The following is a 10,494-nucleotide window of genomic DNA, read 5'->3' on the forward strand; positions in this document are numbered from 1 at the left end:
ATACCAGAAACATGATTCCTTTTGAGGAAGAGGCCTCGTTGAATAGGACTGAGCGAAGAGTTGAGAGTATCCTGGAGAGTAACTGGGATAATGTTGTGCGTTCTACTCCTGGGATCCAGGAAGATCTTGAAGGCCGTTATCCGGAGCTTGCGGAGATTATCAGTAGAAGGATTATGGATGATACTGATTCGGATTTCTCGAATGTTTTCAGGCCTGGTGTTCCCGATTTCCTGGCTTTCAGTGATTCTGGTGATTATCTGTTTGTAGAGGCGAAGTCGGAGAACGACAGTCTGCGTCACACACAGCTGAAATGGCTGAGGGATTTCCGCGGTATAGAAATCGAGATATGGTTCGCGGATAACGAAAAAGATATAGAGAAGCTTGAGGCCTCTGATCTGAATGCGTACGGCTTCAGTGATGTCAAGAGGAATTCTTCACAGCTTGTTGTACAGGAGGGCCTGAAGGTTGATGTGTCGGAGGAGCTGGCTGCGATCACAGGCCTTTCCGAAGGTGATTCTGTGAAGTGGCGTCTGAAAAGTGCTGATGAACTGGTGCTGGATACAAGGTAATGACTGATACAAGTCTTGAAGTTGAATGCGGCAGGTGCGGGTGTTTTTTCTGGTACAGCGGTGGGAAAAGTTTTCCTGAAAAAGTTGAGTGTCCCGAGTGTTTTTCCGAAGTCGAGATTCCTGTCGATGGATAAATTTTTCAGGGCCTTAGACGGTTTTTTCGTTTTACTTGCTTATTTTCGATTATGGCGTACTGTGTTAACATTTCGTGTCCATAACAGTTGTGGCCCTGTAAATCGGGGCCTCTACAATAGTCCTGCTGAGAAAATGCGGGGCGGGCCGGGTCTGGAAGCTCATCCCCTCTGGGGATGTAAGCCGGTGAACAGCCGTGTGTAACGCTTCGATCCGCCCTCTAATTTTTATCATACCGTATTTCTGGATGAAAGGCATCCAGTTATTTATCTTCTGAAGTCTTCTTTTTTCTGTGAAGCAGGAAATCGAAAATTTTCTTGAAGTCCGGGAGAGCAGTAGAGCGAAGAGGCCTAGAATACGTTACAGGAGAGGAAGTTTTACTGTAGTTGTTCCTGAAGGCCTGGAAGTTGACATGGATGAGTTGATTGAAGATAATATTGACTGGTTTCAGGATCGTCTTGAAGAGGCCCGTGAGTACAGACAGGAAATCCCTGAAAGGGATCTGAGGCCTGGAGGAGAAATCGCTGTACTCGGAGCTGATAGAGAGATCGTGGTGGAGAAACGGAGATCTAACAGAGTCGATGAGAAGATTTTCCTGGCCGAGCATCTTGTGGAGAGGACTTCTTTCATGGATCAACTGGAGAAATCTTTGCGAAGTTTTGCACGTCAAAAGTTCGAGGAGAAGGCCTCTATGTATGTTAAAGATATTGATGGAGGTTTTGAGAAGATTTTTGTCCGTGATCAGAAGACACGGTGGGGCTCCTGTTCATCGAAAAATAACTTGAATTTTAACTGGCGTCTTGTACTGGGGCCTGAAAAGGTTCTGGAGTACGTTGTGGTGCATGAACTGGTGCATCTGGAAGTCAGGGATCACGGTGAAAGTTTCTGGAAACGTGTAGAGGAGATTTATCCGGAGTTCGAGGCCTGTAAAGAGTGGCTCGAGGAGAATTCCGCTAGACTGGTTTTTGACAGGGATTTCTGAACTGTTGTAGGCCTGTGACGCAGTTTTTAAGTACAGCTTTTTCTCATTGTGTTTCTATATGAGTCTTAGTTCAGCTTTCCTTGCGGAGTTTATCGGCCTGTACATAATGATTGTGTCCGCGGCTTTCATTCTGCGGCATGAATCTTTCGTTGAGTACGCCCGTAGCTTCGCCGAGGATATCGCACTCAGGTACAGTGTTGCCCTGGTAGAACTTGCTGCAGGCCTTGCAATTGTTCTGCAGCATCCTGTCTATGAAATCAGTTATGTCGGCGCCATCACGGTAGTCGGCTGGCTGATGTTGATCGAGTCCGTCTTCCATCTTGCGGCGACGGAGGAACAGGAGCACAAGCTTCTTGATCATGCGGACGACAGGGCTTACTGGAAAGTTTTCGGTACGCTTTCCCTCCTCTTCGGAGTATACCTGGCAACACACGGCTTCACGGTCTTCTAGAAGGCCTGAAGCAGAAGGAAGACGAGGTAGGATGCTACTGCCGATATGGCAGGTGTCATGATCCAGAGCGTTACAACGTGGCTGATCATGTCGGGCTTGAAAAGCTTCCTGTCCGGAAGATCGTCTTCCGTTTCCTCCCCAATTTCCTTCTTTTCTTTCGAGTTAAGTGCTGCAGCGTTCATCTCCGGCGTCTCACCTTTCAGTGTATCCTTCATCTTCACAGTCCTTGACGCGCGGCCCCATCCAAGGCCTATGATACACATCGTTGCGGAGATCGCAAGCGAGGCAGGAATCCCCATGCCTGAGAGAACGGTGATGATAGATGCGGAGACTGTTGAGACGATCAGGGAAGCCAGCAGAGGGAGTTCAGTGAGGCCATCGCCGACAGTGTCGAGAGTTTTCCGTGCGATAGTGAATCCTCCTACACTCATAGCTCCAACAGCGAGAAGTATCGCAGGATTCATCTCAAGCATACGGCTTCCTACAAGAGGAGCAACAGCGTTCGCAACATTTGAGGCCCCGGCGGAGAACGCCATGTAGCAGGCAATCCCCACTACGAGAAAGCTGGACAGAAGTTCCCTGTAGCTTGTGCCTTCTCCCATCCTGACAGGCCTGAAGCTTTTTTCCAGTCTCAGCAGCTTTCCTGTACTCTGTCCGATATGGAAGAAGTCATCCATGTGCACGTAAAGATATCTTCCGATGACGCCTCCTGAAAGGAAAGCGACTGAAGGTGCGACAAGCCACCAGGACATTATCTGCCCCATTATCTCCCAGTTAAGAGTTCCTGTTGCCAGGCCCAGGCCTGCAATAGCTCCGACAGCAGTCATAGATGTCGAGGCAGGTACTCCTGAAAGATTTGATATCAGAAGCGAGAGGCCTATAAAGAAAAGTATTATTATCGATGCTGTGGTCGTGAATTCTGCGGCAGGAACTATTTTCCCGCCCATAGTTGTTATCACGTTTCTTCCGACTGTCCATCCTCCAAGAAGTGCAAAAACAGTCATCAGAGCTGCTGCTGCAGGCTTTGAGAGGAGATTGCTTCCGACAGAAGGTCCGAAAGCGACACCGGTAGACGATCCCCCGATGTTTATACCTACAAAAATTGCGGCCAGTACTCCGAAGACAAGCAGTACTTCGATCATGAGTTATAACCTCTATCCTACAGGCCCGTTACGGAAGATTCCGTGATACATTATTCCTATTGAGATAGCTGCTCCGCCACCTACAGCATACTGTGTCGGTATGCCTGTGAAAACTCCTACGGCTGCACCACTTGATAAGCTTGCGGTGATGCCAGCCAGCACCTTGTCATAGTAATCGATATTCAGAAAAATCACCATTAAACTCGTCTCTTTTCAGTCTAATAAGAATTACTGTCACTCGATTTCTAAACAGGCCTTCTCCACTTTTTATCCAGGCAGCTATTTAAATCTTTATGTATAATGCTGTGGGTATGACTACTGAAACAGCATCAGGCGATGAAACTATAGAACCAAAAGTGAAGATGCCCGAGAAATCAGAGGACGCAAACGGCTGCCCGGAATGCGGCTCCAGCCGTTTTGAGGAGATCGAGGGAGAGACGTACTGTATGAACTGTGGGACAGTCGTTGACACCGACAGGATCGATACCACAAGGGAGTACAGGGCATTTGACTCGGAAAGCACGCAGAAGAAGGAGAGAGTGGGCTCAACTATCACATACACGAAGGCCGACAAAGGAATGTCCACAAAGATCGGTGAGACAAACGAACTCAACAAGGTCTCGGGAAGGAAGAGAGGCCAGTACTACAGGATGAAGAAATGGGACAGCAGAAGCGATTCACGTGAGGACTCGCTTCAGAAAGGCCTGTCGATCATTGACAGGCTTACATATGAACTGAATCTTCCGAAGTCCGTCAAGGAGGAGGCCGGAAGACTCTACGAGAAAGCGTCTGAAGAGGACTTGATCAAGGGGAAGTCCAGAGAGGCCTCTGTAGCTGCTATACTGTATCTTGTTGCAAGAAGCCATGAAGTTCCGAGGACTCAGAAAGAGATCGGTGAAGCGACTAAAGTCAAGCAGAGGAAGATGAACAAGACGTACAGGGATCTTGCAAGAGAGCTTGATCTTGATATCAGGCCTGCTGATCCGAAGAACTTTATACCGCGTTACGCCAGTGAAGTCGGACTTTCAGGAGAGGCAAGCGCCCGTGCAAGAAAAATCGTGAAGGAGGCCATGGATAAAGGAGTTACATCCGGAAGAAGTCCTTCCAGCGTTTCCTCGGCAGCACTTTACATCGGCGCACTGCTTGAAGGCGACAAAGTCACGCAGAAAGAAGTAGCGGAGGTAGCAGGCGTCACACAGACTACTGTAAGGAAGACTTACAGACTGATATCCGAGGAACTTGGCCTTGAAGAGGAAATCGAGGAGGCGAAAAATTAGATGGTAAAACTTCAGAAAGACGGCAACGGAAGATACCACATCACTCTTCCGAAAAGCTTCGTCGATGGATTCGGCTGGAGTAAGGGAGACGAGATCTGCTTCGAGATCAAAGGCCAGGGAAAACTCGAGATCGAGAAAGACTAGAAAATTTTCTTACACCTCTTCTCTAGAGGCCTCCAGCTACTGTTCTTCTCTAAACTCTTTCTCCCTCAAAGTCAAGCTGACTTCCGGATGTCTGCCACATGCATATTTTAACTCTTCGACGATTTTCTCGTATCCAGACCTGAAAGATTTCTCAGTTCTTTTCTCGTATTCCGGCTCTATCTTAGCATCCTCTACAGAAAAATCTTCAACATCTATATCTGTGTCTGTCAAACATCTGTGGCAGTAAGGATCCTGAAAAAATCCTTCAGAGTTCCGCATATCGTTGTCCTCATCTGTGTAGAAGAAACTGTTGTGATTGCTGTAACTTCCTGAGGCATTGACAAAGTTCCAGACATCCTGTTCGTCTTCGAAACTTTCCAGTCCTTCATCAATTAATCTCTCGACTTCGTCTTCGTAAGACTGTCCAAGGCCTGGCGCCCAGCCCTGCATATACTCAAGGCCTCCAGTAGTTTCCCAGTTATCGTGTCTTGCTTCCGAGGTGACAAGGCTTCTCACTGAAGGCGGGAGATCTATTTCCATCGACAGTCTTGTTTTCGAGGCCTCCGTTAAAAAATCGATCCTCCAACAAAAGGGGAAAGATTGGAAAAACTAGGCCTCTAACACGTTTTTACAGGTGAAAAAAGATAATGTCATACACCAAGGCGAACTACAGCGACGTTGAACCGAAAGGAGGAGCACTGCACTTCCTGAGAGACGAACTTGAATGCGAAAATCTTGGAGTAACAGTGATCGACGCAGAGAAAGGCTGGGAAGGACTAGAACACGATCACGAGGAAGACGGCCAGGAAGAAGTCTACCTTCTGATCGAAGGAGAGGCCTCTATCACTGTCGACGGAGAAAAATCCGGATGAGCGAAGGAGATGCCGTAAGAGTCTCCGCAGAATCCGAGAGAAAGATCGATGCTCATGAAGACAGCAAGATAGTGGCGATCGGAGCGCCGTAAATTTTTCAGAGAAAAAGGGAAGACGGGGGAAGAGGCCTGTCAATTAAAAGGCGGACGCAGTGGAGGCCTCTCCCGCAAGATCTATTTTATAATTTCGTTTGCCGGGATTTGCCCCTGTCTCAGCTTCTATCTCAGTTTCAAGGGCCTTGCAGTTGGCGCAGATTAATTCTTCACCTTTGTACACTGTACCTCGAACTCTAACTAATATAGTCCTTTCGCCTGTCTGGGATCTGTGGTCCAGAATTTTATCTCATGTCGTTCGTTGACTCGACGTCAGCTTCCAGAACGCTGTTCCAGTCGAAATCCATCGCTATCCCGGATTCATCTCCGTGTTCCAGAGCGTACTCCGCATACATTGCCATTGCGTTGTCAGGATTGTCGTATTCTCCAGGTAGAACCGGATCGCCTGTTTCCTGAAAAGTATAGTTGTCGGCTCCTCTACCTTTTCTCTCAAGTTTATCCTCAAGTTCAGCTGTTACATGCCTGTTCTCTGACTCCAGGCTGATACGGACTCCGTTGAAAGTCCGGAAAACCTCGACACGGTATGCTTCATCCTCCTGCGCCAGCTGGCTCATCTCGCCAGGATCATGCACACCTCTCTGCTGAGTGTAAAAACCGAAGTCTTTCCTTCCCTGCTCATGCTGGATGCCGTTTATGAAGAATCCTCTCATCCGTACTCCCTGTTACAGATTCAGGGCCTCAAAACTCTTAACTCCATCGCATTCAAACAGAAAATTTTCACATGAACTCTTCCAGGCCTCTATCCTCACTGCTGCGTTCCTCTGTCCAGGAAAACTCTCTTTCAGCATCTATAGCTGCTTTCTGAACTTCATCAACTATCTCACTCCACGACTTGCTTCCTCCACGCCCGTGATAATCCGGAGCCCTGTACACTGTCTCCCCTGTAAAAATTTTCTCTTCAGATCCGATTATACCTATCCTGTCATAGAAATCAGCAGTTACAGCAACTTCTTCGCTTTCAAAACGCCTTCCATCGTATCTTCCCTCATCCAGATCATTGGCAACATCTGTCAGCTGATCTAAAGTCAAGTTATTAGTTACAGAGGCCTTAAATGCGTCAGGTACGACATGTACGTTCTCAGCGAAAGTTTCGTAATCATCAGCCTCGTTCTGAAGCATCTCTCTGAAAGTTCTGACGTACATATCAATCATTTATTTCAGGCCTGAGAGAAACTTTCCCGGTGAAAAGTTAAAACTCTGTTCTGTATTAAGATAAGTTATCGATGCAGTTCAGGGAGATAGATGAGCTATACCTGTACGAGTTCCTGAAGAACTTTGGAACAAGTATAATAGGAGTCTTCATACCGGTGTACATCCTTTCACAGGGATTCAGCATCTATCACGCAGGCCTCTTCATCCTTATCTCCGGATTTACAGGCCTGACGCTTTCATATCCGATATCGAAGATTGTTTCGAGAAAAGGATTCAAGCACGGCCTTGCAGCCTCGTACCTGTTTATACTGCCAGGCCTCATACTGATACAGGTACTTGAACTAAGTCTGGCGCTGATAGTGGCCTCTGGCATACTGTACAACATCGGAAGAGTTATACACAGCATATCCATCAACGCAGAGTTCGCAGTTGATTCAAAGAAGAAGACGCGTGGAAGCGATTCAGGGAAAATGCTCAGCCTTCCGAATACAGCAAGAGTTATCGCACCTGTACTCGGAGGAGCAATATTCGCCTCACTTGGATTCCATACACTTCTACTGATTTCTATAACTTTCCTAGGCCTCTCAATAATTCCCCTGCTTGTCACAGCTGATCACAGGGATACGAAAGAATACAGTTTCAGAGATCTCAAAGACTACGATCTCAGGGAGGTAGTTCCACTGTTCATCTCACGGGGAATCGACGCAGTATCCAGCGTCGACATCTTCGCAATCTTCATGTTCGTTGTTATAGGAGGAACGGTAGACGTTGGATGGGTACGCTCCCTGGACAGCCTCGGCTTCGTACTCACAGGATTCCTGACAGGAACAATAATCCAGAGATTCGGAAGCAAAAAGCCTCTGATAATCGGAGCAGTAGGAAACGGAATACTTAACATGACAAGAGGATTCCTTTCAACACCGTTACAGGCCTTCACACTTTCATTCCTCGCAGGAATCATGTTCCAGATATACCACGTCCCGCTTTACTCCCGCTTCGCCGACATGGCAGAAAAATCAGATATACTCGAATTCTACGCACTCAGAAAAACTTTCGTAGGCCTCGGAAACATCCTCGTCGTCACAACACTGTTCACATTCGACTACTTCTACAGCCTGGAAACAGGATTCAAAGCAGTATTCATACTCGGAGGCCTCGCAATGATAGTCATAGCACTCAAAGGCCCAGAATAAAAAATTTTTCTCTATCTCTCGACTCCCAGACGTGTAAGATACAAGTGAGCTGCGATCTGATGGGAACACAGATCTCCCTGGAAAGGACACGGACAGAAACTTTCACCTGAATCAATATCAACTCCCACAGTATAATCCGCATTATCACCTTCAACAGCGAACTGGTAACGATCATCAGAACTTACAGTAACAACGATTTTCTCCTCATCGATAATACGACGGGCCTTCCCCCATTTATGCAGATTCTCCCTCTCCGCCCGCGACAGATCCTCCATACAAAACCGTTGAAAAACCTATACTTAAAACACAGAGGCCTCTACAGAAATTTTTGTCTACAGAGTTCTACTGTCAGAAGTATGTAGGCCTCTCTTTCCAACTTGGTAGAGGTACTGTACTTCCTGCGGTGTGAGAGCATGGTCATAGACACGTATTTCACATGCATTTAGCGGTATGTATCGACTTCCACTGTTTGTGTATTCGTTGTTCCCTATCTTGAATGGGACGTCTATACTGGGTACGGAGATGTTGTTTATCTGGTTTGGTTCGGCAGCTAATTTTCCATCTATCCATAATCTAGAACGGTCTCTGTTGAACACTCCAGCTATGTGATACCAATTCCCTGTAGACAGGGTCGCCGGATTAGTCGAGGCGTGAGTAGCTCCATTCTCCATCCTGAATCTAATTTCATTCCCATTGTTGTGTGTAAAGCCCCATCCGTTATCGTTGTCTCTGTGAGTGGCTATAGAAGAGTTAAACCCTGAAGAAATGGACTCAAACTTCGTCCAGACGCTCAATGACAAACTATCTGATCCATGTACTTCGGCCAATACCCCACAATCAACGAGTTTGCCATCATCTCCATTAACATGGTAGGAACTTCCTCCAACAACTCCAGTTTCTCCCTGAATTGCTCCACTTACATTTCCATTATTATTACCACGGACATCGTATGCAGTGTTTCCACTTTCTTCATCCAGAGGCCAATATCCAACAAGCACCATTTTTAGTGTTTCACCAGTTGTTTTCTCATGTCACGGCCTCTCGTACCATAACGATACAGTTCAAAGATTTCATGAGGCTTTAGAGCACGATTATAGATCCTGAATTCATCTAGGATGCCGTCCATATAGAATTGCGAATACCTTCTATCTGCACCAATCGAAGACTGGGACATATCCCCTGTATCTGTCGTAGTTGTTGCTTTTGAGTCCTCCTGTACGCCATTAACATAAACCGTGGCATTTCCACTAGGATTCCATCTTGCTACAAGATGATACCAATCATTCTTAATCAAAGTACTTTCAGTTAAAGCTATTTTTGGGCTTCCGTCATACCAGCCGAACTCCCATTTCCTATCATCTCTTACGCGCATCCACCACTGGCCGTTGACACGGAACTGTGATGTGACATAATATGAACCTGAATTTGGTATTGAATTGAGATTTACCCACGTGGATACCGTCCAAGAGTTGTTATTGGTAACTGTATTATCAGGGATTGCAACGCTATCTTCTTCCCCGCCATCAAACTTTGCAGCCTCATGCCGGATTGAATTTGAAACAAAACTTGCTCCATTATTTGTGCCATCATTCGAGCCCCATGAATCATTTACATCTCCGTCTAGAGGCCAGTAACTAACACCACCTTCATTCTGATTGGGAGGCCTTGCATAGTCTCCTGATCCCCATTTGTACAGTTCCTGGATTTCAGATTGGGATAGAGCACGATTGTATATTCTTGCCTGGCATATATTTCCGTCAAAATTGCTGTGTGATCCTGCAGTATCGTCTCCTATCCGGGGGCCTGAGGAGGGATTAAGTGTTCCTGTATACTCTCCTGTTGAACTATTTTCGATATTTCCATCAACGTATAGCGTTGTTTCACCTGTTGAACCATCCCATACTCCTGTTACAAGATGCCAGTTCCCATCGGCTATATCGGTATCTCCGTAAAGTATTGTGAAACTGTATCCGGAAGCTCCTCCATCGTCATAGTAAATATTCACACGATAACTTCCATCACCGCTGTTATTGCTACCGTATCTTATGCCATAATGCTGAGAAGAACCTGAGCCATTGTAATTGGAAATAATTCCGTACTCTCCCTGAGAATCTATCTTCACCCAGGCAGAAACAGTGAAACTGGAAACAGTGAAGACACTGTCATCACTGACTCCAACATAATCATCGCTCCCATCGAAGCTCATTGCTTGGAGGCCTCCACGACCAGATACCCCTGTCGTCACACCGCCATTCAATGTGCCATGATTCTTATTACCAGAGTAATCTGTTGCAGAATCGTCGTGCAGAGGCCAGTAGCCGACTAAACCACTGGAAAGATCAGGCCTTTCACGACTGTATCCTTGCTTCAAGTCTCCGTTTCTGCCGACTGTACCACTACTGTCTTGATTATCTTCCCAATCTGATTCCGAGTCCCATCTTATCGCCATAAAAAATTTCTGAGGCCT

At 46.6% G+C, this 10,494-nt stretch carries 15 protein-coding genes; 7 read left to right on the forward strand and 8 right to left on the reverse strand.

What is annotated here, in order from left to right:
- Positions 1-11 precede the first annotated feature (11 nt).
- The 3 genes from ACK3SF_RS02850 to ACK3SF_RS02860 all read left to right on the forward strand — a co-directional run bounded on the left by ACK3SF_RS02850 (position 12) and on the right by ACK3SF_RS02860 (position 2,134).
- Positions 12-569, forward strand: coding sequence for a VRR-NUC domain-containing protein (locus ACK3SF_RS02850; protein ID WP_414838318.1), 558 nt, complete (start codon positions 12-14; stop codon positions 567-569).
- Positions 570-993: 424 nt separating this feature from the next.
- Entirely contained in the window at positions 994-1,683 is a 690-nt protein-coding gene (locus ACK3SF_RS02855) for a M48 family metallopeptidase (protein ID WP_414838319.1), read from the forward strand.
- 58 nt (positions 1,684-1,741) lie between these two features.
- Entirely contained in the window at positions 1,742-2,134 is a 393-nt protein-coding gene (locus ACK3SF_RS02860) for a hypothetical protein (protein WP_414838320.1), read from the forward strand.
- Here ACK3SF_RS02860 and ACK3SF_RS02865 read toward each other — a convergent pair.
- A complete protein-coding gene (locus ACK3SF_RS02865; RefSeq protein ID WP_414838321.1) occupies positions 2,131-3,276 on the reverse strand; it encodes an anion permease in 1,146 nt (381 codons plus the stop codon). The genes ACK3SF_RS02860 and ACK3SF_RS02865 overlap by 4 nt on opposite strands.
- 12 nt (positions 3,277-3,288) lie before the next feature.
- The gene (locus tag ACK3SF_RS02870; RefSeq protein ID WP_414838322.1) at positions 3,289-3,474 is read right to left on the reverse strand and encodes a hypothetical protein; all 186 of its coding nucleotides are present in this window, start codon (positions 3,472-3,474) and stop codon (positions 3,289-3,291) included.
- Between the two features lie 113 nt (positions 3,475-3,587).
- Here ACK3SF_RS02870 and ACK3SF_RS02875 point away from each other — a divergent pair, with 113 nt between their 5' ends.
- Together ACK3SF_RS02875 and ACK3SF_RS02880 are read left to right on the forward strand one after the other, a co-directional pair.
- Positions 3,588-4,553, forward strand: a complete 966-nt coding sequence (locus ACK3SF_RS02875; protein WP_414838323.1) for a transcription initiation factor IIB — start codon at positions 3,588-3,590, stop codon at positions 4,551-4,553.
- Entirely contained in the window at positions 4,554-4,697 is a 144-nt protein-coding gene (locus ACK3SF_RS02880) for an AbrB/MazE/SpoVT family DNA-binding domain-containing protein (RefSeq protein ID WP_414838324.1), read from the forward strand.
- Between the two features lie 36 nt (positions 4,698-4,733).
- Here ACK3SF_RS02880 and ACK3SF_RS02885 read toward each other — a convergent pair whose 3' ends face one another.
- Positions 4,734-5,237, reverse strand: coding sequence for a hypothetical protein (locus tag ACK3SF_RS02885; protein WP_414838325.1), 504 nt, complete (start codon positions 5,235-5,237; stop codon positions 4,734-4,736).
- A 107-nt stretch (positions 5,238-5,344) separates the two neighbouring features.
- Here ACK3SF_RS02885 and ACK3SF_RS02890 point away from each other — a divergent pair, with 107 nt between their 5' ends.
- Positions 5,345-5,569 (forward strand): hypothetical protein, encoded by a 225-nt coding sequence (locus ACK3SF_RS02890; RefSeq protein WP_414838326.1) that lies wholly within the window; start codon positions 5,345-5,347, stop codon positions 5,567-5,569.
- A 337-nt stretch (positions 5,570-5,906) separates the two neighbouring features.
- On the opposite strand, the gene ACK3SF_RS02895 is transcribed toward ACK3SF_RS02890, so the two are convergent.
- Positions 5,907-6,332: a hypothetical protein gene (locus tag ACK3SF_RS02895; RefSeq protein WP_414838327.1), complete on the reverse strand. Its 426-nt coding sequence runs from the start codon at positions 6,330-6,332 to the stop codon at positions 5,907-5,909.
- Between the two features lie 67 nt (positions 6,333-6,399).
- Positions 6,400-6,834, reverse strand: coding sequence for a hypothetical protein (locus ACK3SF_RS02900; protein WP_414838328.1), 435 nt, complete (start codon positions 6,832-6,834; stop codon positions 6,400-6,402).
- 71 nt (positions 6,835-6,905) lie between these two features.
- On the opposite strand from ACK3SF_RS02900, the gene ACK3SF_RS02905 reads away from it, so the two are divergent.
- Complete coding sequence (locus tag ACK3SF_RS02905; RefSeq protein WP_414838329.1) at positions 6,906-8,027, forward strand: MFS transporter; 1,122 nt, start codon at positions 6,906-6,908, stop codon at positions 8,025-8,027.
- Between the two features lie 11 nt (positions 8,028-8,038).
- On the opposite strand, the gene ACK3SF_RS02910 is transcribed toward ACK3SF_RS02905, so the two are convergent.
- Genes ACK3SF_RS02910 through ACK3SF_RS02920 form a run of 3 tightly spaced genes read right to left on the reverse strand, consistent with a single transcriptional unit; the run spans position 8,039 to position 10,476 of the window.
- Positions 8,039-8,302, reverse strand: a complete 264-nt coding sequence (locus tag ACK3SF_RS02910) for a hypothetical protein (RefSeq protein WP_414838330.1) — start codon at positions 8,300-8,302, stop codon at positions 8,039-8,041.
- Between the two features lie 57 nt (positions 8,303-8,359).
- Complete coding sequence (locus ACK3SF_RS02915; protein WP_414838331.1) at positions 8,360-9,028, reverse strand: LamG domain-containing protein; 669 nt, start codon at positions 9,026-9,028, stop codon at positions 8,360-8,362.
- 2 nt (positions 9,029-9,030) lie between these two features.
- Positions 9,031-10,476, reverse strand: coding sequence for a LamG domain-containing protein (locus tag ACK3SF_RS02920; RefSeq protein ID WP_414838332.1), 1,446 nt, complete (start codon positions 10,474-10,476; stop codon positions 9,031-9,033).
- Positions 10,477-10,494: the final 18 nt, after the last annotated feature.

The organism is Candidatus Nanosalina sp. VS9-1 (assembly GCF_047555085.1).
Lineage (GTDB): Archaea > Nanohalarchaeota > Nanosalinia > Nanosalinales > Nanosalinaceae > Nanosalina.

What these genes read in the sequence shown, in the direction of transcription:
- ACK3SF_RS02850 (WP_414838318.1), top strand. Translation starts at nt 12, where the DNA reads ATGATTCCTTTTGAGGAAGAGGCCTCGTTGAATAGGACTGAGCGAAGA.
- ACK3SF_RS02860 (WP_414838320.1), top strand. Translation starts at nt 1,742, where the DNA reads ATGAGTCTTAGTTCAGCTTTCCTTGCGGAGTTTATCGGCCTGTACATA.
- ACK3SF_RS02865 (WP_414838321.1), bottom strand. Translation starts at nt 3,276, where the DNA reads ATGATCGAAGTACTGCTTGTCTTCGGAGTACTGGCCGCAATTTTTGTA.
- ACK3SF_RS02870 (WP_414838322.1), bottom strand. Translation starts at nt 3,474, where the DNA reads ATGGTGATTTTTCTGAATATCGATTACTATGACAAGGTGCTGGCTGGC.
- ACK3SF_RS02875 (WP_414838323.1), top strand. Translation starts at nt 3,588, where the DNA reads ATGACTACTGAAACAGCATCAGGCGATGAAACTATAGAACCAAAAGTG.
- ACK3SF_RS02880 (WP_414838324.1), top strand. Translation starts at nt 4,554, where the DNA reads ATGGTAAAACTTCAGAAAGACGGCAACGGAAGATACCACATCACTCTT.
- ACK3SF_RS02885 (WP_414838325.1), bottom strand. Translation starts at nt 5,237, where the DNA reads ATGGAAATAGATCTCCCGCCTTCAGTGAGAAGCCTTGTCACCTCGGAA.
- ACK3SF_RS02890 (WP_414838326.1), top strand. Translation starts at nt 5,345, where the DNA reads ATGTCATACACCAAGGCGAACTACAGCGACGTTGAACCGAAAGGAGGA.
- ACK3SF_RS02895 (WP_414838327.1), bottom strand. Translation starts at nt 6,332, where the DNA reads ATGAGAGGATTCTTCATAAACGGCATCCAGCATGAGCAGGGAAGGAAA.
- ACK3SF_RS02900 (WP_414838328.1), bottom strand. Translation starts at nt 6,834, where the DNA reads ATGATTGATATGTACGTCAGAACTTTCAGAGAGATGCTTCAGAACGAG.
- ACK3SF_RS02905 (WP_414838329.1), top strand. Translation starts at nt 6,906, where the DNA reads ATGCAGTTCAGGGAGATAGATGAGCTATACCTGTACGAGTTCCTGAAG.
- ACK3SF_RS02910 (WP_414838330.1), bottom strand. Translation starts at nt 8,302, where the DNA reads ATGGAGGATCTGTCGCGGGCGGAGAGGGAGAATCTGCATAAATGGGGG.
- ACK3SF_RS02915 (WP_414838331.1), bottom strand. Translation starts at nt 9,028, where the DNA reads ATGGTGCTTGTTGGATATTGGCCTCTGGATGAAGAAAGTGGAAACACT.
- ACK3SF_RS02920 (WP_414838332.1), bottom strand. Translation starts at nt 10,476, where the DNA reads ATGGCGATAAGATGGGACTCGGAATCAGATTGGGAAGATAATCAAGAC.